Origin of the sequence: Moorena sp. SIOASIH (assembly GCF_010671925.1) — a bacterium.
Classification (GTDB): domain Bacteria; phylum Cyanobacteriota; class Cyanobacteriia; order Cyanobacteriales; family Coleofasciculaceae; genus Moorena.
The window spans coordinates 564,285-591,174 of sequence record NZ_JAAHIH010000004.1; the positions used below are offsets into that span (position 1 = coordinate 564,285).

Below are 26,890 nucleotides of genomic sequence, written 5' to 3' on the forward strand. Positions count from 1 at the left end.
ATAAATTAATTGTGAAAATTTTTTATCCGAAGTTCCCTACTCCCTACTCCCTACTCCCTACTCCCTACTCCCTACTCCCTACTCCCTAATCCCTACTCCCTAATCCCTACTCCCTACTCCCTGTTCCCTGTTTCCTTTGCTATAGAGATAATTGACTATGTTAGCCACAGCTTACTTGGGACTAATCTTATGTATGTTGCTTACAGAAATAAAACGAAAAAAAACAGGTAAGTTGGATTTCCTGACCTTGGCTAACTTGATTTTCTTTCTTGTCTATGCTTTTCCAGGATTTGTCTTATCAGCTAACCTAGAGAATGCTAGGCATGAGTTGAACTGGGGAAATACCTTATACACTGACAACCCACAAACAGTTATTGCTATATTTGTGGGCTACTTTCTGATTGTTATTGGTTTCTATTCTAAGTCAGCTGAAAAATTCGGTAAAACGATTACTATCAAGAGCTATAGTGACAAGGTTGTGATTGTCTTTGCTCTTTTTCTGCTTTTATTCTCTTGTCTATCTATTCAAATCTATGGCTCTCAGTATGGTGGCGTTATGGTAGCCCTTGCTAAAAGCCACCTGATTCGCTCAACCACGGTTGAAAGTGGCAACCTGGTTTTTTTTAAGAATTTTATGTTCTTTTCATTCTTTGCCTCTTATTTATTGGCAGCCCTGGTATTTTTTAGCGAACTCAAAAAAGGTAAATTCATCCTATTTAGTTTGTTTTTGCTATCTGTAGTCGCTTCCTGGATTTCAGCAACCTTAACAGCTGGGCGTATTCCTTTTGTCAGATACATTATCGGTTTTTATTTAGTTTATGTCCTAAAAACTGGAAAATTTTCGTTGACTTTCACCCTTACTTTTGTTTGTAGTGCTGCTCTGTTTCTGATTCACGGCAAAACCCTGTTTTTTAGCTTAAGCGCTTTGCCAGATGGGTATGTTGCTGTAGTGGAACGCTTTAGACAATCTCTGGACAGTGGTGCCAATGAAAGCTTTAGCATTATCGAACTAGTAGAGAACTTTGTGTTTCCAGTTCATTCCCTAGATGCAGCTTTTAATAATCATTATCCAATGCGGCTATTTCTGGATATCTACTATGGAGTGCTTTCGTTAATACCGGAGCGTCTGACTAATATGGAGTTCCCAGAAACCCTATCCTTTGAGAATACAGCAAATATCATCGGCTCCAATGAGTTTGCTATCCCACCAGGTATACTGGCCTTTGGTATCTATAGTATGTCTTGGGTCGGACTAATTATCATATCGTTGAGTTTTGGTTGGATTGGTCGTTATCTACAAACTATTTTTAATAATCAGCTACATACAATATACTGGATGCCATTTGTTTACATTTTAACAGCTGTAACCTGGATAGATTTTATTACCTTTGGTGACCCAGAAGCTTACCTAATTGGTAATTTTTGGTTTTTTGCGGCTATGGGTCTATTACTATCTTTCGTTAGCAAAGTTTATTGGAAAAAGAACTATAAACTATGAAAATACTATACCTTACCACTGGAGTCTCAATAGGAGGTGCGGAGTTGATGTTATATCATCTCCTATCCAAGATAAACCGAAACCGCTTTAGTCCAGTGGTACTGTCTCTAATGGGGCGTGATACGGTAGGCGATCGCATTGAATCTTTGGGTATACCTGTTGTTCATATGGGTCTTGAACCAGGAAAGGTTCCAACCCTAAAGGCATTCTCTAATTTAATTAATACGGTGAATACTCTCAAGCCTGACCTAATTCAGGGGTGGATGTATCACGGGAATATAGCTGCCAAATTAGCTAGTATTTTTTATCACCATAAAATTCCACTTTTGTGGAGCATCCATCATTCAATTTATTCCTTATCATCTGAGAATAAAATGACAGCATCCTTGATTAGAAGTGGCGCTATTATTTCTAAATTTATCCAGGGAATTTGCTTTGTATCTAATCAAAGTAAATTACAGCATGAAGCCTTGGGATATTCTTCGCAAAACAGCTGTGTAATTCCTAATGGATTTGATACGTCTTTATTTAAACCATCCCTGGAAGCTAGAGCAGCTGTTCGTTCTGAGTTAGGGTTGTCTGATCAATCGGTTTTAATCGGATTGATTGGTCGTTATCATCCAATGAAGGATCACCCTAATTTTATCCGGGCTGCTTCATTGTTAGTCAAAGAATTTCCTGATATACATTTTATTATGGTTGGCACAGAAGTTGATCAAGATAATAATTTTTTATCTTCGTTGATTCAGGACTTAGGACTATCGAATCATTTCCACTTACTAGGAGAACGCAGTGATATTCCTCGCCTTACTGCTGCTTTAGATATTAATACTCTGGCTTCTGCCTATGGGGAAGCCTTTCCTTTAGTTATTGGAGAGGCGATGTCGAGTGGTGTTCCCTGTGTGGTCACAGATGTCGGTGATTCAGCCTGGATTGTGGGTAATACCGGACGAGTGGTACCCCCAAGAAACTCAGAAGCATTGGCTAGGGCTTGGAAAGAGCTAATTTTGATGGGTAATGAAGGTAGGAAAGTGTTAGGAAAAGCAGCAAGATCTAGAATTATTGATTCCTTTTCTATAAACTCAGTAGTCGCTCAATATGAGAGTTTATATAAACTTATTTTAGCATAGTGCTGATTGCGTCAGTCATGAATCCTGATAGCTAATTAGGGAGATTTTAATTCTTGTAAACCAAGATAACTAGTATTGAGTAATAAATAATCATGAATAGACTTTTAATCATAACTACTATTCCGGATACACTCCGTGGCTTCCTGCTTCCCTTGGCTCACCACTTCCGGTTTGAAGGCTGGCGGGTAGATGCTATGGCTCAGGGAGTTTCGGCTTGTGAGGAATGCTTGGCAGCTTTTGACCAGGTTTGGGATGTGCAGTGGTCACGCAATCCCTTGGATCCACAGAATTTACTGTTGGCTCCGCGAACTATCCAAGAAGTAATGGCTCAAAAGAACTATGATATTGTTCATGTACATACCCCAGTAGCGGCTTTTATTACTCGTTATGCTCTAAGGGGTTTGAGAAAGCAGGGAAAACCCAGGGTAATTTACACGGCTCATGGCTTTCACTTCTATCGTGGGGGGCAACCTTTAAAAAATGCTTTGTTCCTGACATTGGAAAAATTGGCTGGACTTTGGACTGACTATTTAGTAGTAATTAATCATGAGGATAAAGAGGCAGCTAAGCAATATAATATTGTGCCACCAAAACAGATTCATTATATGCCAGGAATCGGTGTTGATTTGGAATACTACAATTTTGATTCGACTCCTGTAGCTGAGGTGATGGCAGTATACGAGGAGCTGGGAATAGCACCGGAAAATCCACTATTTTTGTCAGTTGCTGAGTTTATCCCTCGCAAGCATCATCAGGATATTTTAAGGGCATTTGCCTGTTTGGAGCGACCTGATGTCCACTTGGCATTGGCAGGAGATGGAGATGAAGAGTGGACTCAACAAATGCAAGACTTGGCATCAGCTCTAGGTATTAAACCTCAGGTACATTTCCTTGGTTTCCGCCGGGATATTCCCACCCTGATACAAGCCTCAATTGCAACACTGTTGGTTTCAGAACAAGAAGGACTTCCTAGAAGTGTGATGGAGTCGTTGTGCCTGGAAACACCAGTGATTGGCACAAATATCCGTGGCACTAGGGATTTGCTGGCAGGAGACTGTGGTCTTTTGGTTGAGGTGGGGGATATCGAGGGAATCGCTCAGGCCATGACCTGGGTATTAGACCATCCTGAAGACGCCTTAGCTATGGGCAAACGTGGACGGGAGTACATGAGTGCTTATGATTTACAAAACATTCTGGAACTCCATGAGGCTTTGTATAGTGAAGCAATAAGCGATCGCATTTTGACACCTTTAGGCACTGGACTTTGGCCTGTTTATAATGACTCTATGTAAGCAGGTGGGCTTAGTTAAAGCAATTTTTGTTGAAGGTTGTCTGTCAGAATGCAGAATGTAGAATGTAGAATGTAGAATGTAGAATGTAGAATTCGCGCATTCTACATTCTACATTCTTAATTCAAAAATGTTGTTCGCCAAAGGCGTTCGGTGTAGGGTAGGTTGAAGGTTTCGAGGTTTAAGGTTTAAGGTTTAAGGTTTCGAGGTTGAAGGTTTCGAGGTTGAAGGTTTCGAGGTTTAAGGTTTAAGGTTGAAGGTTTCGAGGTTGAAGGTTGAAGGTTGAAGGTTGAAGGTTGAAGGTTGAAGGTTTACTAGCTGCGGATCTTCGGGGGGATAATAGCAATTCTGGCCGATTACGGTTACACATCAATTTCATCTATCCATCTCCCTATCTCCAAGTGAATATCTTTGATATTAAATCATCCCACGACTTGTATGATGTGGGATTTTAAGTGTGTGCATGATTAGTCATTATTAATCACTAACACCTAATACCTAATACCTAAGACTTAATCACTAGTACTAGCCATTGTGGCCACACATCCCAGTTCAAACGTTATATTTTTTATTTAATAAGATAAAAAAATGTTTTGATTGAACCATGACTAACAATATTACTAGCCATAAATTACAACAACTAATCAAGGATATTGCGGACAGATTTTTGGCTGCAACTGCTCTGATTGTTTTATCGCCTGTTATCCTAATTCTTGCGATCGCAATCTATTTCAGTATGGCAAGACCAATTGTTTTCAGCCAACTAAGACCGGGGAAAGATGGTCGTATTTTCAAGTTCTATAAATTCCGCACCATGACCGATGATTGCGACGGCGATGGTAATCTACTTCCCGATGAAGAACGCCTGACCGCAATTGGTGAATTTCTACGGGAAACCAGTTTAGATGAACTTCCTCAACTTTGGAATGTTCTGAAAGGGGATATGAGTTTTGTCGGACCTCGTCCTTTACTGGTGGAGTATTTAGATCGCTACAATTGTGAACAAGCACGCCGCCATGAAGTTAAACCTGGTATTACGGGTTGGGCACAGGTTAATGGTCGCAACACCATTAGTTGGGAAAATAAATTCAAATGTGATGTTTGGTACGTTGATAAGTGGAATCTGTGGCTTGATTTTAAAATCCTATTCCTAACCTTTATTAAAGTGACCAAGCGCGAAGGTATTGTTAACCCAACCCACTCTACATTAAGTGAGTTTCAGGGTAGCTCTCCCTCTTGTTAATACCAATTAAATTTATTCCTGCTACAAGATGATAATCAGGTGATTAAGTGATGGGGGGAGGGTGGGGAGATGGGGAGATGGGGAGATGGGATGATCAGGTAATCAGGTAATGGGGTGATTAATGTGTAGCAATAGTGTTTGAATTTTGAATAACGTCTTGAAATATTAGCCAACTTAATTATTAGTTTTTTAGATAACAGTATGGATAGTCAAATCATTGATTTTTTAAGCCCGTTATGGGGAGAAACCCTAAAGCAATTACGTCATGATATCTATCATCTAGCCGACTATGTTACTTTAGAGTCTAGACGAAATCAAGGCATACCGGAAGCAATTGTAATAGCAGATGGGGATAAAATTTTCTTCGTTCCTTATTTACTGCGCCAATGTGATGACATTTGCGCTCAAGACTCAGCAGATTTATTTGATGTAGTCTCTCCCTATGGTTATCCAGGAATTTTATTAAGTGAGGCAGCCGTTAGCACACCAGGGTTTCCTGATGCAGCAATGGCTGAATTCAAACGTGTGTTATCTGTCAAGGGAGTATGTTCAGCCTTCTTGCGACTTCATCCCATACTTAATCATAACATTAATGAATTATTTAACCCTAACCCGTTTACCTTCAATGGCGAGACAATCTCCATTGATTTAACACTCCCTGAGTCTGAAATCTGGAGTCATACCCGCAAAGATCATCGCAATAAGATTAATAAGTGTAAGCGTGCTGGGATCACAGCCAGAATGGTTCCATTTAAAGACTACATTCAGGAATTTATTGAAGTCTATCAAGAGACTATGGATCGGGTAGGTGCTTCAGGGTTTTATTATTTTAACTATGATTACTTTGTGGGACTCTTAGAGATTCTAGGAGAGCAACTTCACCTCTGTATCGTTGAACTGGATAATCAAATCATATCCGCTGGTATTTACACAGAATGCTGTGGCATCGTTCAAGCTGTACTGGGTGGAACTAAAACCCAGTTTTTCAAACAATCTCCAAGTGTTTTAGAAACAGATTTTGTCCGACTCTGGGCTAAAGAACGCGGCAATGAATTTTTGAACCTTGGCGGTGGTGTAGGAGGCGCAAAAGATAGTCTCTACAATTTCAAAGCGGGTTTCTCCAAGCAAAGACACAACTTCCTGACACTACGTTTAATTACTGATGAAGAAAAGTATCGTTATCTTGTTGATTTACGAGCCAAAGCATTAAACACTGACCCAGAAAAACTCCTCCAGTCCAAATTCTTCCCCGCCTATCGTTGTAGTCATTAAGCTGTTCAGCATTTAGATTGGCATATCTAAATTTATCAAAGGGAACAGGGAACAGGGAACAGGGAACAGGGAAAAATCTTGTGTACCTCAGGTGCGACCCGTGGCGAATTTAATTCTTAATGGGTCAAGCGCACCTAATAGTTATGAAAAACCCTGTAGTTAGGAAGCAACTTCAGCTAATTAATATTTCAACCTTGGCCAAAGGCCACGCTACGCGAACAACCTTAAACCTACCCTTCACCGAACGCCAAAGGCGAACAACCTTTATTTAAAATTATTTTTAACCCTTAAACCTTTACCCTTAAACATTCTCAATTATCAATTCTCAATTATTAATTCTACATTCTACATTCTACATTCTACATTCATCTCTTATGAATAAACCAATTCTTTTGTCTACACCCCACATGGGTGATCAGGAACTGGAGTTTGTTAAAGAAGCCTTTGAAACAAATTGGATTGCGCCAGTGGGTCCCCATGTGGATGCCTTTGAGCAAGAATTTTGCCAAGTTGTAGGTACTCCCCACGCGGCTGCTGTTAGTTCTGGCACAGCAGCCTTGCATCTAGCGCTACGGCTAGTTGGGGTTAAATCAGGGGATGAAGTCTTTTGCTCTACCCTTACCTTTATTGCTACTGCTAGCGCAATTACTTATTTGGGAGCCAAGCCAGTCTTCATCGACTGCGATCGCACTAGCTGGAATATGGATCCCGACTTACTGCGGCAAGCTCTAGATTGGCGAGCTCGACTGGGTAAATTACCTAAAGCCTTGGTTTTGGTTCATCTGTATGGTCAAAGTGCTGATATTGATCCGATTTTAGAGGTTTGCGATCGCTACGAGATTCCCGTGATTGAAGACGCTGCTGAAGCCTTAGGTGCCACCTACAAAGGTCGCTCTCCGGGAACCTTTGGGGAAATTGGTATTTACTCCTTCAATGGCAATAAAATTATTACTACCTCTGGTGGCGGCATGTTGGTTTCAAACCATCCTGATTTTGTCAGCAAAGCTCGTTTTCTCGCAACCCAAGCCCGAGACCCAGCCCCCCATTACCAGCACTCACACATTGGCTACAACTATCGCCTCAGCAATATTTTAGCTGGAGTTGGTCGTGGTCAATTGCGGGTTTTGAATCAAAGAGTAGCAGCCAGACGGCGTAACTTCGAGATTTACCAGGAAGCCTTGGCAGAGCTGCCAGGAATAAAATTTATGCCAGAAGCCCCCTATGGACGAGCCACGCGCTGGTTAACTTGCCTAACCATTAACCCTGATGCCTTTGGAGCCGATCGAGAGCAGGTTCGCCTGGCTTTGGCTGCAAAGCAAATTGAAACCCGTCCTGTCTGGAAACCATTACACTTGCAACCTGTATTTGCTGAGTGTGACTCTATTGGTGGTGCGATCGCAGAAGATTTATTTGAGCATGGTCTTTGCCTACCTTCTGGTTCCAATCTTACCACTGAAGACCTAGAGCGGGTGATTGAAGGGATTAAGGCAACCTCTCGTTGTCTAGTACACAAGTAATATCAAGTCTGGTTGAATACCCATAATTAATGGAGAGTGTGGGGAGATGGGGAGATGGGGAGATGGGGAGATGGGGAGATGGGGAGATGGGGAGATGGGGAGATTTTTATTAAGGGTAATTATCCTGACATGATATAACCTTTTTATTTGAATTGTGAACATACTCCCTTAAGCAAAAGCAAGGTAAGCATTAGCTGTTCGCGTAGCCTGCGCGTAGCGCATATGCTGTTGGCGTAGCCTGCGCGTAGCGCATATGCTTACGTTTTTATTATATATAAGTTTAAAAAAAATAGCTTGGTTTACCCTACGTCATATCCATTTTTAATTAATTTTTTAAAATCATCCCTATCAAAAAGCATAATGTCAGTCTTAGCTGCCAGTTCTTTGGCAGTTTCTGTAAACTTACTATTAGTGATAACTAGTCCCAGGTTCGCCTGATAATAGCCAATTGCCCCTGTTACTTCCTGAACGGCCTTAATCCCTACGCTACCTTGTTTTCTCTTGGCTTGAACAACAGCCTTTATATCCCCTTTTTTAATTACCAGATCGGCTCCATAATCCGCAGTTGCTGGAGTGCGCTTCACTTGGTAGCCCAGTTGCTTAAATAATTTAGCCAGAAATTTTTCAAACTCCCTCCCCGTCATTTGATCAATTGCATCTAACTGTTCATCAATATTCTTTGACGACTTTGATTCACGCCTATCCTCAACCGAAGATTTACCATTCTTAACTTCTGCTTTAAGTTTACGTTTCAAATCACGAGAAACCATTAAGCCTTTAATCTCTTTACACAAAGATGCTTTAGATTCTCCTTCTTCTTGGCGCTGTTTATATATTCCAACCAGTAACGCTTCAAGTCCGAATTTCGATAAGCCATCAGCAGCTATTCCCACAACCCCAAGAAAACCAATGCCTCCGATCATTCCAAATGGACCTAACATTGCCAAAGCTGCTGTGATCGCCGCTGCTCCAGTTAACCCCGTTGTTGCCATAGTAATCAGAAGTATCACACCAGGTAAGCCTAGTGCAGCCACCTTTCTAACCACTTCATCCATATCACTATTCCTCAATATGTTTAACTTAGAGAATTGCTCTAATTTTCACTAGTATTCCCTCCAAACTGAGTAGCGACATCAGTGGAAATAACAGTGGAAACCCATCTTATTTTGAAATACTAAGAGACTGTTTGTTAAACTTTGCTTAAATCAGCCACGTAGGGTGGGTTAGGCGGCGAGGACTTTAAAAGCTCATCTGTTAACAGAGCTGTCCCCGGTAACCCACCAATATTCAGCGACTAATCGCTGTCTTAAGATTTACTTTATAAACAGTCTATAATTCGTAAGCATTCAGCTATCAGCTATCAGCTAATGCGCTACGCGCACGCTTGGCCTGTGGCCACGCTGCGCGAACGCGAACAGCTATCAGACCAATTAAAGTAGGGTGGGCAAAGCAATATAATCTAGAATACTCAAAACAAGCAAACTGTTTTTGCCCACCCTACAAGCTGCTATCAGCTATCAGCTATCAGCCATTCGCGTAGCGTGGCCATAGGCCAAGGCTGACCGCTGACCGCTGACGGCTGAATGCTTACTATAATTCTTCTTTGAGTTTGCGTTTCAAATCAGCAGAAATAATTAAGCCTTCAATCTCTTTACAGAGGGATCTTTTAGATTCTCCTTCTTGTTGGCGCTGTTTATATATTCCAACCAGTAATGCTTCAAGTCCGAATTTCGATAACCCATCAGCAGCTATTCCCACAACCCCAAGGAAAGCAATGCCTCCGATCATTCCGAATGGACCTAACATTGCCAAAGCCGCTGTGATCGCTGCTGCTCCAGTGAATCCCGTTGTTGCCATAGCAATCAGAAGTATCACACCAGGTAAGCCTAGTGCAGCCACCTTTCTAACCACTTCATCCATATCACTATTCCTCAATATGTTTAGTTTAGAGAATTGCTATTATTTTCACTAGTATTCCTTTCAAACTGAGTAGCGACATCAGTGGAAATAGGGAATTATTGAATCAACAACGAACCAAGCTAATAGTAGGTTTACACTAACCACTTTACGTTGTATTCTTATGGTTAGCGTGAATCTTGCCTCGCGTCCTACTATAAACTACAGTCAAGGAATAAAGATTCCGGAAAATATTTTCCCGCGAATAAATTCCCTTCCCTTCTTAATCCCTATGGCTCTTAGGCCAGGGGCAAGGAAGCTGCGTCTTTCGGTAACTGTTCAAAGTCAAGGCATTACTGCTGACAGCCTATGGGAATCCTGCTTGATGAGTGCGCCCCACGACCAAGTTAAAATAGAGGCGTAAAGCTGAAACAATATCATTCCAATGACACTCCGACAACCTCGATACAGCAAAGAAGAATTTGCTCGACGTGGTGATGAAATCTACGAAACTCAGGTGCGTCCGTCGAAACAGGCAATCACGGCAAGATTGTCGCCATTGATATTGAAACAGGCGATTTTGAGGTTGACCCAAGGGAAATAGCTGCTTGCGATCGCCTCGAAGCCCGTCACCCAGATGCTCAAATCTGGATAGTCCGGATTGGTTCGCGCTATGTTCGTCGGTTCGGTGGACGTGGAAAAAGAACGGGATGATTAGAGGAAATGTTAATGCAGACAAGGAGGCAAGGTAGAACTCCACAAAGTCAATGCAGTCTAACTAATCACTACATCTTTACCACTATCGCCGTATGAAAGGCTAAGTCAGCACCGGGAGCCACATCATGAATTAGTTGCAGCATGCCACGACCTTCATCAGTGTTGGAGGGGGAGAGGTCGTCTAGCAGCACATTGACGGTCGCCGTATTACCAAAGGGATTACCAATACCAGGAAGGTCACCACTAGCGACATCATCAGATTCTCCCCCTAGAACATTATAGCTGTCAGACAATACTCCGACAGTAACCCCACTGCCATCCACACCAAATCGGGTACGAGCAGCTTCAGCATTCATGGCCACATCCCCTTGAGTGGCAGGGCTGTTTCATTCTCGACTCTAAAATTCATGGATGAGGAGTTCAAAGCCCCTTAAGGTCACGCAAATCGCCGTTTTTTTTCTACTATTGGGTTTAATTTTAGAAAAACAGGCGCGAAACTTCTGGCACTCGGGAGGTTAAGCGAACCAAAAAATTGAGAATGAAACAGCCTTGCCCTTGAGTGGTGGTTAGCCCAATATTGGTGATGGGACGATAAGCTGGTTTGGCAAAGTTTAAGCTGTCTAAACTCCCCATCTCCTCAATGGCTTGAATCGGTAGCACACCGGAAACTACCGAACCATACATGGAGCCTTGCTGTAACCCTAACTCTTCTAGATCCTTTAATAGGGTAGTTGTATCTCCAACTGCCACTGCATCAATCACCACAAAACTGTTGCTTACTTGCAACAATTGGTTGTTGGATTGGAAGGGCAAGAAGGTAAATGTTTCCAAGTAATCTTTGTATTCTTCAGAAAGTAAGGTCAAATCCGCGCCTACTTTCTTGAACATTGGATTGTTTGTATTGGTTAAACTATTGAGTGCTTCTTCACCCAAATTGTGTTCAGTCATCATGTTTTCAGCCATCATAAATAAGTATCCTGCTTTGATTTGTCCGTAATTTTGGCTCTTCCGTTTCTTGGTGCGCGTTCCCTAGCGCTTTTTCAAAGCGCGAGATCGCACCGCTCCCAGAAAAGCGCGGGGTCGCACCGCTATTGATCGTTAGTTTAGGATTTTGAGGTATAAAATTCAGGTATAACTATTTGTGGAGTCGTTTTAAGTAACCGTTTGCCATAGTAAGTCCGGAAGAGCCCTGATTTTTGGTTCCTACTTTAGTTAAGTCTGAACCTTCACAAAACTCAACCTTGTAATTACAAGGTATTCTCACTACAAACTAGTTATTTTTGTCTCCATTTTCTTCTCGATGCAGTGATTCATAGTGAAAACCAGCATGAACTACTGCATTAAGACAATTAGAAAGATGAGCAGTTATTCCCGTTTAATTTAGTCTTTTTGAATTTAGATGCATTTACCCTATGAATAATTAGTTGACAACGATAATTTGCACACTCTACCCCCTAGAATTATGGAAATTCTTTCTTAGAGATTAACTCTATAGGATCCTATTTGAATTTACCCATACCTATAAGAGAGTTTTGGAATAACCCAAGACCCTAGGGAGTGTTAAGCACCGTGTTTAACCTCGCCACATTAAGCTTTGGAGGTAAGCACACCCTGAATAGCGCTAAGACAGCTATCTTAACGATGGGGGCGTAATTTAACTTGCCACCCATTTATCTTGTTTGCTTCTTCGTATATTAGAGTAATTCATTTACTCGAAAAAATCAAGTCATATAGCGTTTTTATCTGGCTTTTAAATACATTTGCCGTAAAAAAATGCTTGCCTAAAAGAGGCAAAAGGCAATAGGACAAAGAGATTTTTAGTTTTTATTTAAAAAAAAGATATCCTATGTTTACATAAAAACTAAAAATCACGAAACATTAATTATCAATTATTAAGTAATTATCAAGGATTAATTATTAAGCATAAAGGAAGGATGAATTGTGAAATTATGGGTTTTCCGGTGAGGCTAAGCTGGTAAGAGTTAAGTTATACTTAAACAAGTATGTCCTAATAAATAAGCCATGTAAGGCTTATGGGAAGTGAATTATAATTGGTGTTATAGTTTAATCACATTTTATTTGGGATAAATTATACTCAAAAAAAAGTAATATGTAATTCCACGGGTTTTTGCCGTTGCATCTGTCTTTCGGAAACGTTACGGGTTATGGATAACCTGCAACCTGCATTCCCTTCATAGCTAACTCTCTCCCGTTCTTTTTTTTGTTTACAGGAAAACAAAATTATCGCTGTCAAGAGCACTCCCCTGAACTCCCCTCAGGACAGCCAACTCTTGACCTAAAGTACTGATTGAAACATCATCCTGATTTTGAGCGATCGCAATATCTTCAAACGTGACCCCTAGACCGCTAATCACCAGTACATCAACATCCAACTCAAAGTCAGTAATGGTGTTAGCAGTGCTAGGAAAAGCCGCAGCCGCAATCCAAAACTGATCCGCGTCATCACCGCCAGTTAGCAAGTTATCACCATTGCCAGCAAACAAGATATCGTTACCCTCTTGACCAAACAATAGGTCGTTGGTGCCAGCAATCAAAATATCACCGTTGTCACCACCATCAAGTCGATTATTTCCCCTACCCACTGAAGCATTTAGAATATCGAAGCCAGCTTCACCAAAGAGTCGATCGTCAGTACTAGCAAACAGTTCATCGTCCCCTTCGCCACCATACAGTTGATTGCCACCAGAGGTTGCAGAGGTATCGACTAAATCATTACCAGCACCAGCCAAGACAATCACTGGACTCTCAAAAATAGTCAGCTGATCATCCTCAGGAGTGCCAAAGATCGGATTTGCTATAGCTGGAGAAACTCGTTGATTACCAAAGTCAATACTATTGAAAATCTCACCAGGGTCAAGTTCAATGGTGTAAGTGCCAGACCCACCAGGAAAGGTTTGCTTCCAGCCTGGTAATACCACTTCAGCAACAGTGTAGGTATCTGGTTTGAGGTCAGTGAAGCTATAGTTCCCTTCAGCATCGGTTTTTGTGAAAGCTTCACCAGTATCAAGTTTACCATTCTGGTTCTGGTCGAGGTAAATCGTCCAGTTTTCCAAACCAGGTTCATCAGGCTCCCGCACACCATTGCCATTTAAGTCGTTCCACTTGATGCCAGAAATCGAGCCGTTTGTTGCTGTATCCACTAACTCCTGAATCGCCAAGTCTGCCTGAATTAATCCGAAGCCAGTACCATTATCGAATCCTTGATCAAACCCAGGAGTAAATGGGTCATCCATATCGAGAGCTGTACGCTCTAGAGTGTCGTAAATCACCTCAGGACTTGTTCCTGGAACAGCGTCAAGCATCAAAGCCGCCACTGCTGCCCCATGGGGAGCTGCAGCGGAAGTACCAAAGAAGTTCGGAAAGCCGTCTCCTTCAACATCCCGTCCTGGAAAGGGAGGAAAGAAAGTCGTGTTAGTGCCATCAGGAGCAACAATTTCAGGCTTCTGTCGAATTTCAGGAGTTGCCAGACGATTGCCAGCCGGATCAAATAGGATCGGTGTAGTTCCAGCAGAAGAGAAACTCTGTGACACTGCTGGGTCAGTACCAAACGCTGGTGTATTTTGATAAAACGCGGCTCCCACTGCTTCAGCACCAGCAGCATTGGCATGACCATATACCGTTGAGCTGTTAGTAGCATACTCAATATTGTCCGCCTGCCTAAACTCAACATACTTGATCCGAGTGGGGTCTGAACCACCTTCCGGTTCATATTTTCCAATTGCTAGGTGGAAATTAGCCGTTGCTCCTGTAGTGTTTTGGAAGAACAACAGCTCGACTGCATCCCGGCCTACATTAAAATCTACAGCGGATTCCAGCACTTTAGCATTCAAGTCGTCATTCTCAAACACGAAGATATCTAAGTCATTACTGGAACCAACTCCTCCTGCGGAGGCAAATGGCTGATCCCACTGAAACGACAGTAAGATACTCTCCCCATCGTCTAAGGTGAACTGTTGGAAAATATCTACACCGTCGGATGGGTCAAAATCATGGAATCGATATCCCCTATTGGCCGTGTCGTCCACACCGAGCCGGAAATCGCTTTCGTAGGAATCGCGGCTGTTATTACCAGCGGAAGAGAAATAAGAAACACCCTCAGCTACTACCCTATCTATTGCTTGAGCAATAATCCCATCTTGGAACATTGGCTCAGCCAAATAAATAACGTCATCCACAATTACATCAGCACCAGCGACAGTTGCTAAGTCAACAATCCCCTTAGCGAAATTCCCTTGACCCAGAAATGCCGTATGAAACGCTAAATCAGCACCGGGAGCGACATCATGAATCAGTTGCAGCATGCCACGACCTTCATCAGTGTTGGAGGGGGAGAGGTCGTCTAGCAGCACATTGACGGTCGCCGTATTACCAAAGGGATTACCAATACCAGGAAGGTCCCCACTAGCGATATCGTCAGATTCTCCCCCTAGAACATTATAGCTGTCAGACAATACTCCGACAGTAACCCCACTGCCATCCACACCAAATCGGGTACGAGCAGCTTCAGCATTCATGGCTGCATCCCCTTGAGTGGTGGTTAGCCCGACATTGGTGATGGGACGATACGCTGGTTTGACAAACTTTAAGCTCTCTAAACTAGCCATCTCGTCAAGGGCTTGAATCGGTAGTACACCGGAAACTACCGAACCATACATTGAGCCTTGCTGTAATCCTAACTCTTCTAGATCCTTTAATAGGGTAGTTGTATCTTGAGCTGCTACTGCATCAATCACCACAAAACTGTTGCTTACTTGCAACAATTGGTTGTTGGATTGGAAGGGCAAGAAGGTAGTTTTTTCCAAGTAACCTTTGTGTTCTTCATAGAGTAAGGTCAGATGCCCACCTACTGTTTTGAACATTGGATTGCTTTTCTTGGTAGAACTAACCCCACTCTCTAGTAGCCCCGAATCCATAGCAGATGAACGTTCGTCACTGAAGTCACCTTTAAGATTAACTGTTTCTTCACCCCAAGAGTTTTCAGCCATCATGTCTTCAGCCATAATAAATAATTATCCTGCTCTGATTAGTCAGTAATCTTGAGCAGAACATTTTAGATTAATTATCTATTAATTATCTAGGGATGATCGTGAATGGTAAATCGTGAATTCTACTCAGATTAATTATCTAGTAATGAGAGAAAATCGGAAATTCTACTTAGATTAATTATTTAGTAATGAGAGAAAATCGTCTTAAATAAGTTCGGAGCAGTTAGCGGTACGCTAAAATTAAAGGAACTCCTACTATACGGAATAACCGACATGAAAACCGCAGCCCGTGTTATTCATAGCGACCCTGACATCCTGGGAGGAACCCCTGTTTTTGTTGGAACTCGTGTGCCAATAAAAACTTTGCTCGATTATCTCAAAGCAGGGGATCCACTCGACGAATTCTTAGAGCATTTTCCCAGTGTTAGCCGCGAGCAAGCGATCGCAGCCCTTGAATTGGCGGTAGTGGTACAGAATTCGTGATTTTAGCTCCCTACTCCCTACTCCCTACTCCCTACTCCCTGCTCCCTGTTCCCTTTGCTATATATGAGCTAATCACTCATAACTAGCAACATCAAGTATTCTATTAAGAGCAACGCTTTCATCTGAAATGTATTCCTGAGAAAAATAGTAATAACTGTTAGGCTCATTATCAGGAATCACGCCATTAACGACCAAGCCCAGAACAGTCTGACCAGACTGCTCCAAAAGTCCCTTGGCGAAAGCAGCACTACCGGAATCTACCACTCCAGGTCGGGAAACTAACAGCACACCATCGGTCATTTTTCCTAGGATAGGAGCATCAGCAGCAACGTTTAAAGAAGGGGTATCAATAATCACAAAGTCGTAACGACTAGCAACATGGTTAATCAATGAAGCCATGCGCTCGGAATCCAGAAGCACTGCTGGATTAGGAGGTACTACTCCAGAGGTCAGGACATCCAGAGTCTCGCTCACTGGTTTAATGGCATCCCCCAATTGAACCTGATTAACAAGCATATTGCTCAAGCCCACTTCATTCGATAAATCCCAGATCCGATGTTGAACAGGCTTATGGAGATCAGCATCGATTAACAATACCTTACTTCCTCGCTGAGCAATCACTGCTGCTAAATTAGCAGACACGGTTGACTTACCTTCTTGAGGTAAGGAACTAGTTACAGTCACCGCCTTGAGGGCTTTATCTGAACTCAAAAACTTGAGATTTGCTTGCAGCATCCGATAGGATTCACTGATGGGAGACCGAGGCGTATTCCGAACAATAACTTGGGGCGTAAATGGATCTAAAACTTCCTGTGATGGATTTAATAATTGAGATTTAATAAAGTGGGGAATAACACCCAGTAAGGTAAACTTAAATAATTGCTTAACGTCTTTAATCGTTTTCAGAGATTTATCTCTGGTTTCTAAAATATAAATAATTGCTGCGGTCGCCAACAGTCCCTGAAAGCAAGCAGCAATATAGGCTATCTTAGCAGAAGAAATCGGAATTATCGGCACCTGAGCCCCCGCAATAATGCGGGCATTACCCATGTTTTGATTTTCCGCTACCTGAATTTCTCCAAGCTTATTTAGCAACAGAGAATAGGTAGATTGGGACACATCAAGTTGGCGTTCTAACTCCCGCTGCTGTTGTTCCAGTCTAGGGAGATCGTTAAGTCGTTTTCGGTAAGCGGTTTGGGCATTGACTAACGCTTTTGTCTGATTAGCCAAACCTAAACGAGCTGCTTCTAATTCTACTAGCTCTTTAGTCAGTTCTTGTTGTAACTCTCCCAGTTGAAAAAGCTGGCTAGGAGGTCTGGGCTTAGCCTTAGAAACCTGTTTAACTCGCTGGTTTAGGATACCTTTTAGGCTGGCTACCTTATTTTCTAGCTTAGCAATTGTGGGATGGGTGGGTTGGAAACGGTTACGCTCAAGGGCCAGTTCGACTTCCACTTGGCGCAATTCTTGGAGTGCCTCCTGCACCTCAGGAGACTGCTTGAGAGCCGTTAGAGCGATAGCTTGCTTGGAGTTCATGCCCAATCGTGTTTGGAGCGATTCGTACTGGGCATTGACATCAGCCATTTTAGACTGATTTTGGGCAATTTCTTTTTGCAAATCTGTCAGCACCTCGATAGCTGAGCGAGCTTCTGCGTCTAAAGATATCACTTGATTCTCTTGTTTGAACTGACGCAAAGCTGCTTCTGTTTTACTAACAGTAGCTTCTGCTTGAGGTAACTGTTTCTCAATAAACTTCCGGGCAGCTACAGCTTCAGCCCGTTGAAAATCTAAGTGATTTTCTAAATAGATACTCATTAGTTGATTAACAACTGCTGCTGCTTCTTGAGGGTCTTGAGATTGGTAAGACACTTCCAGAAGATCAGTTTTCCGGATATTGGTAACACTGACATTGTGTAAAAAGTCTTTAATTGCTAAAGGTTTCCCCTGATTATCTGTAAGATTTAGTGCGGTGATTGTCTTTTGAGCCAGAGGCTCAGACATCATGATGTTGGCTTCTGTATCTAGAGGATTAGTTTGGTCTACCAGAGGTTGTAAAATACCGATTTCTTTACCTACCTCGGTGACTGAAGACGTGGTATTAAGCCGCTTAAATAACAGCAATCCTTGGGCTACATATACCGGTTTTTGCAATGATGCCACCAGAGACATAATCACAGAAACTGTTACAAAAATACCGGAAGCTGGTAACCAACGTCGCTTCAGGATCCACCAATATTGTTCAAACCTTGAGGATTCAGGAGATTCCATAAATAGCTCAAGAAAAAATTGTTTAAGTACCTGATGCTTATTTAGGGATATCCTAGCCCAGCCAATAGTCTCAATTGTGCCAATACGCCAATAGGCGAATTTGATTACTGTTTGTTGTTTCAGGTAGGGAACAGGGAACAGGGAACAGGGAACAGGGAACAGGGAACAGGGAATATGGCATCAAAAATTCTCACAATTCCTACACGGATTGCTAAAGTTGAAAATTTACCTGTAAAGGTAGGAAACAGGGAACGGCGAAGGGGTAACAGTGATAAGATTTGACTATTTAAATACTAAAAGTGATTGTTATCACTGTCTGTATGCAGTCTATCATGGTCAATTTTGATGTGTGAGTCACCTGCATGCACCTGTCTTGATGCAGTCGCTCATGGGGGAAACCCCCAAGACCGCGCTGCATCGCTGTAAGCCCCGTGGAAACCCCCTGTTCCCTGTTCCCTATTCCCTGTTCCCTATTCCCTAAAACCCACCGGCCTAATTATCTCAGCCAAGTGAAAAACGCTGTAGTATTTCCAATAGGCTTAAAAATTGCCGGATTTGACGAGATTATCACCAGAGCACCTGTTTGTATGTCCCAGCACTATTACATTTCTCCCCGGTTTATCGATAAACTGGCAGTTCACATCACTAAAAACTTCCTTGAGATACCTCATGTCCGTGTGCCTCTAATTTTGGGAATTCATGGACGGAAGGGGGAGGGTAAGTCCTTTCAGTGTGAGCTTGTGTTCGAGCGCATGGGAATTGAAGCGGTTCATATGTCTTCTGGTGAGCTAGAAAGCCCAGATGCTGGGGATCCAGCCCGTCTGATCCGCTTGCGCTACCGAGAAACGGCTGAAATGATCCGAGTCAAGGGTAAGATGTGTGTGCTGATGATTAATGACTTGGATGCTGGGGCGGGACGGTTCGATGAACGCACCCAATATACGGTAAATACCCAGCTGGTGCATGGTACGTTGATGAACATTGCTGATAATCCCACCAATGTCCAACTTCCAGGGAGTTATGACTCACAACCGATCCACCGAGTACCGATTATTGTCACTGGTAATGATTTTTCTACTCTCTATGCGCCCTTGACTCGGGATGGTCGGATGACCAAATTCTACTGGGAGCCCAACCGAGAAGACCGGATTGGTATTGTTAGTGGTATCTTTCACGGAGATGGACTCTCTAGCGGGGAGATTGAACAACTGATTGATACCTTCGACAATCAAGCCATTGATTTCTTCAGTGCTTTGCGATCGCGTATTTACGATGAACAAATCCGTAAGTTTATTTACGATATTGGTCTAGACCGAGTTTCCTCTCGTGTAGTCAACACTAAGGAAGGACCGCCCAAATTTGAAACACCAAACTTTAGCCTCTCCCGCTTAATTGAGTTTGGAGAACTGATTAAAGCTGAACAGCAACGGTTAGAACTCAGCGGACTAGCTAGGGAGTACAATCAAGTTCCGTCCCTGACGAGCCACGCAAGTAATACAAATACTAATACAAATAGTAATTATACTATCCCAACCCCTGACCAACCTCAAGCAAACCACAAGACACCTCTATCCAATTCAGTCATCAGTGAGTCAACTAGCCCTAAGGTCGCCAACGGCTTAAATCACTCTGAGACAGGAGAGCACAACGGTAGCAAAAAGCCATTAGATCTAGGATTAGATCTAGAAACGCAAGACCAGATTGGAGAGCTTTTGGCTCAAGGTTACCGCCTTACCCTAGAATACGGCAATGAGCGTCGGGTTAAGAATAATGCTTGGAAAAGTGGGAATCCATTACCAGAAAACAATGTATCGGAAGCGATCGCTGCTTTGACAGAACGCTTAGGGGAGCATAAGGGTGAGTATGTGCGCCTAATTGGTATCGACACCAAAGCCAAGCGGCGGGTTCTCGAAAAGATTATCCAACGGCCTTGATCTTTCTCCTCCTTGAAGATAGGGAGATGGGGAGATGGGGAGATGGGGAGATGGGGAGTGTGGGAAGTGTGGGAAGTGTGGGGAGATGGGGAGATGGGGAGATGGGGAGATGGGGGAGTGTGGGAAGTGTGGGGAGATGGGGAGATGGGGAGATGGGGAGTAAGATCAGTATTCCCTCTTGCCGATTCCCGATTCCCGATTCCCGATTCCCGATTCCCAATTCTAAATTCTAAATTCGCGCATTCCCGATTCCCGATTCCCGATTCCCGATTCCCGATTCCCAATTCTAAATTCTAAATTCTAAATTCGCGCATTCCCTGCTCCCTACTCCCTACTCCCTGCTCCCTCCTCCCTTAACCAATTAACCATTAAAAACCATAAATTATAACATGACTAATGACAATAACTTGATTTACTCCTACCCACCCCTAAAAGCTGGAACTTTACTCAAACGCTACAAACGTTTTCTTGCGGATATTGAACTGCCATCAGGGGAAATTATTACTGCTCACTGCCCGAACACTGGCCCAATGATCGGAGTTTCAACTATTGGCTCTCCTGTACAAGTGTCCCATAGTGATAACCCAAAGCGGAAGTTACAATATACTTGGGAAATGATTCAGGTCAAGGACAATGAACCAACTTGGGTAGGGGTTAATACCGCTTTACCTAATCGAGTGATTAAGTCAGCATTGGAACAAAAACTGATTCCCGAGTTAGCGGACAGCTACAGCGAAATCCGCCCTGAGGTGCGTTACGGAAAAGAACGGAAAAGCCGGGTGGATTTTTTACTGACTGGCTCAGAGCGCCCGATTTATTTAGAAGTGAAAAGTGCTACCTTAGCTGAAGAGAATCGTGCTTTGTTCCCTGATACAGTTACTACTCGTGGACAAAAACATCTGCAAGAACTGATGGCACTACTTCCTGAAGCACGAGCGGTCATGCTTTATTTTATTAATCGTGCTGATTGTTTGCACTTTGCTCCTGGTGATAACTATGACCCAAACTATGGTAAACTTTTAAGAGAAGCAGTTAGCAAAGGTTTGGAAGTGTTGCCTTGTCGCTTTGAAATTACCCCGTTAGGAGTTCGCTATTTGGGGTTAGCAACCTTTGAGTGTTGAGGGTGTTAGTCGGTTATATATAATTTTTCTTTGAGTTGTTAATAAAATCCCTTAGGGAAAGGCAAGAGGCAAGAGGCATGCATGCTAGAGTTAATCAACTATAGAGGGATGTTGGGTAGGGATGCAGTCCCTCCCCATAAGGGACTGCATCAAGACACTAGATTTGATCTAACTGTTTAATCAAATCCAACCTTAGCAAACTACGTCACTATTACGTGCTCTAAATAATCCTCTCTTATCCCAAATAGCGAGGGTTCAGCATCGCTAACCTGAAGTGGTATTAGTGATGCTTGAAAGGGAACTTACAGATAAAAGGTGGCTTAAAGCCAAAGGGCTTTTTAATCCGAACGGGGCGCTTCTTAGGCACAAAGGGCTTAGGCATTTTGAACTTAAAGTCATCGTCATCAAATTCAAACTTATCATCATCGCGGTCATCATCGCGGTCATCATCATCTTTGCCCTTGGCGAAGTCTTTATATTTGCCGTGGCTTCCTGCAATCTCGTTGAGTTCATCTTCTGACAAATCTGCCATGAACTCCAAATCAGTATTTAGATAGTTATCCATTGGAAAAATCTCCTGTTCAAACTGTTTAAGAAGTCCACTTTAGGGAAAATTGACCCTTGTGAGTCTCATTTCCCTAAAATGAATGATTCGGGTAACCTAATTAGGTAACCTTGTACAAGCTTTTACACAATTACTCTATCTAAATAAATTCTTGCCGTCTCGCCATTTTGGCTTTTTGTTATATCATGTCAGGATAATTACCCTTAATAAAAATCTCCCCCATCTCCCCATCTCCCCATCTCCCCATCTCCCCGCGCCCCCGCCCCACCCTCCCCACACTTTTATTATGGGTATTCAACCGAACTTGTATTATTTGTTTCCCCCTCTCCCAGTCTCCCATGCCACAATCGCCTCAGTTAACCCTTCTAAAGTATATTCAACTGCTTCCACATCTACCCTACCTAGCAACTGGCGACAGCTTTCGGAAGTTTGGGGACCAATCGAAGCGATACAGACATCTTTTAAAATGGAATCGATAGTTTTTGAGGGTGCAGATTGTTCGCGGTCGGCATTAGAGTAGACTTGGTTAGTTTCCGTTGAAGAGTTAAAGGCTTGCTTGAGAAGTTTGTAAAAATTCTTGACGGTTTTAGAACTAGCAAACGTAACAATATCTATTGCTCTCTGTTGCCAAGCATCTAAAATAGCAGGAGCCATGTAATCTGGACAACCAGACTCATAGGCAGCAACTTCTACCACTTGAGCACCTTTTTCCGTTATAGCGGTTTTTACCCTAATGAGGTGCACAGTTTTTTTTTCCTCTTCTATCTTTCCTATTATCTTTTCCCTTTTGCCTGTTCCCTGTTCCCTAAAACCTTAGGTGCGCTTGACCCATTAAGAATTAAATTCGCTAAAGGTGCGCGCCTCCTAGGCTGGGGAACCCGACCTTGGGTCGCACCTTGAGGCTTTGCCGACGCGGGGCGCGAACGGGCGCGCACCTCAAAAATTTGTACCTCACCTAATTGAAACCTGCTAGAGGAAACCCAATAGTTTCAAATGTTAGATTTTTTAAAGACAAAAAGCGCTGGAGTCTTTTTATTCTACTTTCAAATTTTATTCCAAGAGGTAAAGCATTTGCTTAATTTTCGTGCACTAACTCTTTTGATTGATTGTAGCGGTGCGCGTTCCCTAGGTCGGGTTTCCCGACCTAGGGAACGCGCACCAAGACAATCACTAAAATATTGAATAAAATTACAATACTTTAGATTATTAGTTTATTTTTTAGATGTTTTTGAGAGAATAAGGGTAACCTTTGCAACAGATAGGTTTTATTGACAATAAAAGACCTATCTTTTTCTATCACAGATCGTTACACTCTTTACGTATCAATCGTTTCAAGCCATATCGTCGCCCCTTCAGCTCATTTTTTCTAGTTTAATAATTGATTTTGACTAGCAAATTCAAAGGTTTTGAAGTGAATGCCTTGTTGGTTCTTCCGATCCTGTTATCCTAAATAGGATCGGAAGAGCGACTTGATCTTTAGGGCAATTCTTTAGGGCAATAATGTTACTGCCTCTCGGTCTGCATACCGTAGCATGGCTTCATAAGGAGTTAATCCTGAAGATGCTGATAATGCTTTAATTTCAGTGACTAAAAACTTAACCACATCCCTGACGACTAGGTGAGCTAGAGGTTTATCGAAAGGAACACCTGCATTGCTTTGCCGCCAGAACCACTCTACCCGAGAGGTTAACGCTCCTCCCAATGTCAAAACTTGACCAGGTAAGGCGAAAACGCCATGTTGCTGAACTCGCTGCATTAGTTCAGCACCTGCTTCACCTCCAGGAATTGCCATATTATGAGCCAGGAGTAAGGTTGTACCCCTGGGCATTGTCTCCCAAAAAGAGTTTTCCAATTCGTGTCCAACGGTAGTAGCAACAATTAATCCTCCTCGCTCCAAACAATCTGTAGTGAAGGCTTTTTGCTTGGAGGGAAGCTTTAATAAGTTATCTGGAGGGACAATTCCACTATTAGGATCATCATACACCAGATCACAAACAGCTACATTTTGGTATGTCTCTCGCAAAAAGTACTTCAAAACGTCAGAACCCATGGCTCCCACTGCCCCAATTAAGGTAACTCGGTCTTCTTTCTGTTGTTGGAAACCAAGGGTTTCAATCGCTGAGATAATACCTGTTGCTGAGTAGGAAGATTTGCCACCACATCCTCCCTGATCACAATTAATGCCGAGAGAATGAGGGGTAAATCGGTTCAAAGTATCCGCCAAACCAGCAAACCGACCAAAATCCGGAGTCAACTTGATCTTGCCTTGTTTTTGATTAAGGGATTCCCCAATGTGTTGAAAAATTGGTGAAATGGTAGAATCCCAATCTGGATGTTCTGGATTAACAAGGATGTCAGCAGTATCTTGGTGCTTGGGTCTGATTACGCAGCGAGCACCACCAACTTTGCTGTCCAAGAAACCTCCGGGAAGTCGATCGCTATAGTGGTTTAAAACACCTTGGCTTAATGCTGCATTGATCAGTTGATTTTTCAGGGCACTTTCAGACCACATCAATCGCTCGCAGATTTGCTTAGCTTCTGAATCCTGAGTATCAGGAGTTACCATTCGCGTTCCCCCATAAGAGTAGTTTACGGTTGGATCATTATCATTTGCGATAAAGATTTCAGCCAAATCATGATCTAATTTTTCGATTGTATTCGCCATTATTTATTGATTGCTCCTTTTAAAGTTCAAACCCAACGATATAAGTCCAAAAAAGACTCAGTAACCCCTCACTATCCAACTAGTTTATAGTAAAAAAAATCTGGATAGGGTGTTACAGGCATAAACAAGCCTTAAATATACTCTAAGACGGGTTGGCTATCTTCTCCATAACAACTGCTTCAAAGTCTTGTATTTCTGTAAAAGGCTTGAACATTTGCTCGGGGTTCTTAAAAGCCTTAAATTCCAGAACATTTCCACAAGGATCGTGAAAATAAATCGTTCCTTGTTCTCCATTTTTGCCGACAAAACGTACTCGCGGACCAATTATAAATTCGATGCCTTGTTCCTTTAAACGTTCAACTAAGCTTTCCCATTCTTCCCATTCTAATATTATGCCAAAATGACGAACAGGGATGTTTAAAGGAGTTTGATCTCGATCAACGTGGTTGCTAGGTATATCTCGCGTTGCCTCCTGGGGTTGTAAATAGGCTGAAACGGAATTACCATAGAGGTTAAAATCAATCCATAAATCTGTACTACGTCCTTCTTTACAGCCAATCACACCACAATAAAATTGGCGTGTTTCTTCGAGGTCGGCAACAGGAAAAGCTAAATGAAAAGGTTTAGATCCGGTCATACAGAACTGAGGATTAGATTTAGACTGTGATTTGATTTTATTAATTAAATCACCTATATCATTAAACAGCTTTTTTTTTATTTCCTCATTATCTTAACGAAAACTTTATTTTTTTTACTTTTCTTAATTATTCAGGTTGTGGGGTTGACAAAAGGGTAAAATGAGCATAGTAATCCCTGAAGGCGTGACATGAGCCCCCTCAGATACCTGATCAACTAATGTCTCCTGATCAACTAATGTCTATAGTGGAAGATTGTCTGCCATTTTATGATAAATTATATCAAGAGGTATAATTTTGCCGGCCAATTTAACTAGCTCTGACAATAACGTGCATGTAGATTTAGCGAAAAGTATAAATGAAGGACAGCATCGACAATATATGTTTTAGCTTCTGGAACTCTGCGGTTCTCAGAGCGGCGATAAAACTTGGAATATTTCCTTTACTGGAACAACCTATTTCTGCCCGATAAGTCTCCGATCACCTCAAAGCTAATCCTGGTTTTGTCGAAACTTTTCTTGAATCCTGTGCTGGATTAGGTCTGCTGGAAAAAGAAGAGGGTAATTTTAAAAACTCTCAAGCCGCTTCTAAATTTTTAATACCAGACAAGCCAGAGTATCAAGGTGATTACATCGTCCATATTACCAATTTCTGGTACACTTGGGGCAATCTAGACCAGCTGATCCGTGAAGGTAGACCAGATTTTCCCTTTGAGAATGGTTTTGTTGATGCTGGTACCTATTGGACAAGCTATATCAAAGGTCGGCATAACCTAGCTATGGCAGGACAAGGAGCGGTGCTGGCTGAATATACTAACCTGAACAATAGGCGTAAAATGCTGGATTTAGGAGGAGGCTCTGGAAGCTACAGCATTGCTCTTTGTAATGCTAATCCTAATTTAACAGCTGTAGTTGTCGATCTCAAAGAACCTTTAGAAATCGCCCTCAGCCTCTTGAAGCAATAAAATCTCCAAGAGCGAATTACCCTATGGTCGGCGGATTTTCATACCACTGAGTTTGATCAGGACTATGATGTCGTTCTGGTTTCTGCGATCTTGCGTCATATATCTCCCGAGCAATGTCTGAGGCTATTGTCCAAAGCTTACGATGCTCTATTGCCAGGTGGATTGCTGATCGTGCAGGAGTTTATAAATCCAGAAGATAATCCTAAGCAGTCATTGCGCAGTACAATGATGGAACTGTACTTAATGATTGGCTTTCATTCCGAATCGGGCAATCGCTCTAAAGAAGAAATTGCCCTATGGCTCGAAAAGACAGGATTTAAAAATATTAAGGTTATTCCTTTGCCTACACAAACAACTCTCATCCTTGGGGAAAAGCCATAATATAAAGTCTGCTTGAATACCTATAATTAAGGGGAGTGTGCGGAGATGGGGAGATGGGGAGATGGGGAGATAGGGAGATAGGGAGATTTTTATTATTAAGGGTAATTATTCTGACATGATATAAAACTCCTATTTCTGGCAAATAAGGCTGTTTAGTAGGCATTGCTAAATCAAGGGATGAACATGAGTGGGGTGGGCATCCTGGCCGCCTGGGAATTGAAACGGGCAAGATGCCCGTTCCACGCCTGATGCCTGTTCCACGCCTGATGCCCGTTCCACCAATCTGATGCCCGTTCCACCAATCACATG

The 26,890-nt window shown here is 42.5% G+C and carries 23 protein-coding genes and 2 pseudogenes; 13 read left to right on the forward strand and 12 right to left on the reverse strand.

What is annotated here, in order from left to right:
* Window positions 1-157 precede the first annotated feature (157 nt).
* From F6J90_RS23790 to F6J90_RS23800, 3 genes are all read left to right on the forward strand, one after another.
* Window positions 158-1,498 (forward strand): hypothetical protein, encoded by a 1,341-nt coding sequence (locus F6J90_RS23790; RefSeq protein ID WP_293099099.1) that lies wholly within the window; start codon window positions 158-160, stop codon window positions 1,496-1,498.
* A complete protein-coding gene (locus F6J90_RS23795; RefSeq protein ID WP_293099102.1) occupies window positions 1,495-2,628 on the forward strand; it encodes a glycosyltransferase in 1,134 nt (377 codons plus the stop codon). Before F6J90_RS23790 ends, F6J90_RS23795 begins: the two co-directional genes overlap by 4 nt.
* A 92-nt stretch (window positions 2,629-2,720) precedes the next feature.
* Window positions 2,721-3,920: a glycosyltransferase family 4 protein gene (locus F6J90_RS23800; RefSeq protein WP_293099105.1), complete on the forward strand. Its 1,200-nt coding sequence runs from the start codon at window positions 2,721-2,723 to the stop codon at window positions 3,918-3,920.
* Window positions 3,921-4,164: 244 nt separating this feature from the next.
* Here the strand turns inward: F6J90_RS23800 and F6J90_RS23805 are convergent, their stop codons facing one another.
* On the reverse strand, window positions 4,165-4,296 hold the full coding sequence (locus tag F6J90_RS23805; protein ID WP_293099109.1) for a hypothetical protein: 132 nt from the start codon (window positions 4,294-4,296) through the stop codon (window positions 4,165-4,167).
* A 225-nt stretch (window positions 4,297-4,521) separates the two neighbouring features.
* Here F6J90_RS23805 and F6J90_RS23810 point away from each other — a divergent pair, with 225 nt between their 5' ends.
* The 4 genes from F6J90_RS23810 (at window position 4,522) to F6J90_RS23825 (ending at window position 7,949) form a co-directional block, all read left to right on the forward strand.
* Window positions 4,522-5,160 (forward strand): sugar transferase, encoded by a 639-nt coding sequence (locus F6J90_RS23810; protein ID WP_293099112.1) that lies wholly within the window; start codon window positions 4,522-4,524, stop codon window positions 5,158-5,160.
* Between the two features lie 201 nt (window positions 5,161-5,361).
* A complete protein-coding gene (locus F6J90_RS23815) occupies window positions 5,362-6,432 on the forward strand; it encodes a peptidoglycan bridge formation glycyltransferase FemA/FemB family protein (RefSeq protein WP_293099115.1) in 1,071 nt (356 codons plus the stop codon).
* Between the two features lie 143 nt (window positions 6,433-6,575).
* A complete protein-coding gene (locus F6J90_RS23820) occupies window positions 6,576-6,704 on the forward strand; it encodes a hypothetical protein (protein ID WP_293099117.1) in 129 nt (42 codons plus the stop codon).
* Window positions 6,705-6,806: 102 nt separating this feature from the next.
* Window positions 6,807-7,949, forward strand: coding sequence for an aminotransferase class I/II-fold pyridoxal phosphate-dependent enzyme (locus tag F6J90_RS23825; protein WP_293099120.1), 1,143 nt, complete (start codon window positions 6,807-6,809; stop codon window positions 7,947-7,949).
* A gap of 299 nt (window positions 7,950-8,248) precedes the next feature.
* Here the strand turns inward: F6J90_RS23825 and F6J90_RS23830 are convergent, their stop codons facing one another.
* Together F6J90_RS23830 and F6J90_RS23835 are read right to left on the reverse strand one after the other, a co-directional pair.
* On the reverse strand, window positions 8,249-9,004 hold the full coding sequence (locus F6J90_RS23830; RefSeq protein WP_293099123.1) for a restriction endonuclease: 756 nt from the start codon (window positions 9,002-9,004) through the stop codon (window positions 8,249-8,251).
* A 535-nt stretch (window positions 9,005-9,539) separates the two neighbouring features.
* A complete protein-coding gene (locus tag F6J90_RS23835; protein WP_293099126.1) occupies window positions 9,540-9,869 on the reverse strand; it encodes a hypothetical protein in 330 nt (109 codons plus the stop codon).
* Window positions 9,870-10,290: 421 nt separating this feature from the next.
* Here F6J90_RS23835 and F6J90_RS23840 point away from each other — a divergent pair.
* Window positions 10,291-10,559, forward strand: a pseudogene (locus F6J90_RS23840) (hypothetical protein).
* 71 nt (window positions 10,560-10,630) lie between these two features.
* On the opposite strand, the gene F6J90_RS23845 reads toward F6J90_RS23840, so the two are convergent.
* The 3 genes from F6J90_RS23845 to F6J90_RS23855 all read right to left on the reverse strand — a co-directional run bounded on the left by F6J90_RS23845 (window position 10,631) and on the right by F6J90_RS23855 (window position 15,583).
* Window positions 10,631-10,918, reverse strand: a complete 288-nt coding sequence (locus F6J90_RS23845; protein ID WP_293099129.1) for a hypothetical protein — start codon at window positions 10,916-10,918, stop codon at window positions 10,631-10,633.
* 121 nt (window positions 10,919-11,039) lie between these two features.
* The gene (locus F6J90_RS23850; RefSeq protein ID WP_293099132.1) at window positions 11,040-11,528 is read right to left on the reverse strand and encodes a hypothetical protein; all 489 of its coding nucleotides are present in this window, start codon (window positions 11,526-11,528) and stop codon (window positions 11,040-11,042) included.
* Window positions 11,529-12,787: 1,259 nt separating this feature from the next.
* Window positions 12,788-15,583: an SdrD B-like domain-containing protein gene (locus F6J90_RS23855; RefSeq protein ID WP_293099135.1), complete on the reverse strand. Its 2,796-nt coding sequence runs from the start codon at window positions 15,581-15,583 to the stop codon at window positions 12,788-12,790.
* Window positions 15,584-15,841: 258 nt separating this feature from the next.
* Here F6J90_RS23855 and F6J90_RS23860 point away from each other — a divergent pair, with 258 nt between their 5' ends.
* The gene (locus F6J90_RS23860; RefSeq protein ID WP_293099138.1) at window positions 15,842-16,051 is read left to right on the forward strand and encodes a DUF433 domain-containing protein; all 210 of its coding nucleotides are present in this window, start codon (window positions 15,842-15,844) and stop codon (window positions 16,049-16,051) included.
* Between the two features lie 72 nt (window positions 16,052-16,123).
* Here the strand turns inward: F6J90_RS23860 and F6J90_RS23865 are convergent, their stop codons facing one another.
* The gene (locus F6J90_RS23865; protein WP_293099141.1) at window positions 16,124-18,316 is read right to left on the reverse strand and encodes a polysaccharide biosynthesis tyrosine autokinase; all 2,193 of its coding nucleotides are present in this window, start codon (window positions 18,314-18,316) and stop codon (window positions 16,124-16,126) included.
* 587 nt (window positions 18,317-18,903) lie between these two features.
* Between F6J90_RS23865 and F6J90_RS23870 the strand changes: the two genes are divergently transcribed.
* The 3 genes from F6J90_RS23870 to sfsA all read left to right on the forward strand — a co-directional run bounded on the left by F6J90_RS23870 (window position 18,904) and on the right by sfsA (window position 21,371).
* Window positions 18,904-20,250 carry a ribulose bisphosphate carboxylase small subunit gene (locus F6J90_RS23870; RefSeq protein WP_293100731.1) on the forward strand — a complete coding sequence of 449 codons (1,347 nt, stop codon included), beginning with the start codon at window positions 18,904-18,906 and terminating at the stop codon, window positions 20,248-20,250.
* Window positions 20,251-20,292: 42 nt separating this feature from the next.
* Entirely contained in the window at window positions 20,293-20,547 is a 255-nt protein-coding gene (locus tag F6J90_RS23875; protein WP_293099144.1) for a hypothetical protein, read from the forward strand.
* Window positions 20,548-20,639: 92 nt separating this feature from the next.
* Complete coding sequence (gene sfsA, locus F6J90_RS23880; protein WP_293099147.1) at window positions 20,640-21,371, forward strand: DNA/RNA nuclease SfsA; 732 nt, start codon at window positions 20,640-20,642, stop codon at window positions 21,369-21,371.
* A gap of 280 nt (window positions 21,372-21,651) precedes the next feature.
* Here the strand turns inward: sfsA and F6J90_RS23885 are convergent, their stop codons facing one another.
* The 4 genes from F6J90_RS23885 to F6J90_RS23900 all read right to left on the reverse strand — a co-directional run bounded on the left by F6J90_RS23885 (window position 21,652) and on the right by F6J90_RS23900 (window position 25,238).
* On the reverse strand, window positions 21,652-21,936 hold the full coding sequence (locus F6J90_RS23885; RefSeq protein ID WP_293099150.1) for a hypothetical protein: 285 nt from the start codon (window positions 21,934-21,936) through the stop codon (window positions 21,652-21,654).
* Between the two features lie 309 nt (window positions 21,937-22,245).
* Window positions 22,246-22,680: a uroporphyrinogen-III synthase gene (locus tag F6J90_RS23890; RefSeq protein ID WP_366513837.1), complete on the reverse strand. Its 435-nt coding sequence runs from the start codon at window positions 22,678-22,680 to the stop codon at window positions 22,246-22,248.
* Window positions 22,681-23,425: 745 nt separating this feature from the next.
* On the reverse strand, window positions 23,426-24,601 hold the full coding sequence (locus tag F6J90_RS23895; RefSeq protein WP_293099152.1) for a hypothetical protein: 1,176 nt from the start codon (window positions 24,599-24,601) through the stop codon (window positions 23,426-23,428).
* A 142-nt stretch (window positions 24,602-24,743) separates the two neighbouring features.
* Complete coding sequence (locus tag F6J90_RS23900; protein ID WP_293099154.1) at window positions 24,744-25,238, reverse strand: VOC family protein; 495 nt, start codon at window positions 25,236-25,238, stop codon at window positions 24,744-24,746.
* Between the two features lie 638 nt (window positions 25,239-25,876).
* Here F6J90_RS23900 and F6J90_RS23905 point away from each other — a divergent pair.
* Window positions 25,877-26,581, forward strand: a pseudogene (locus tag F6J90_RS23905) (methyltransferase).
* Window positions 26,582-26,746: 165 nt separating this feature from the next.
* Here the strand turns inward: F6J90_RS23905 and F6J90_RS23910 are convergent.
* Window positions 26,747-26,887, reverse strand: coding sequence for a hypothetical protein (locus F6J90_RS23910; protein WP_293099156.1), 141 nt, complete (start codon window positions 26,885-26,887; stop codon window positions 26,747-26,749).
* Window positions 26,888-26,890 lie beyond the last annotated feature (3 nt).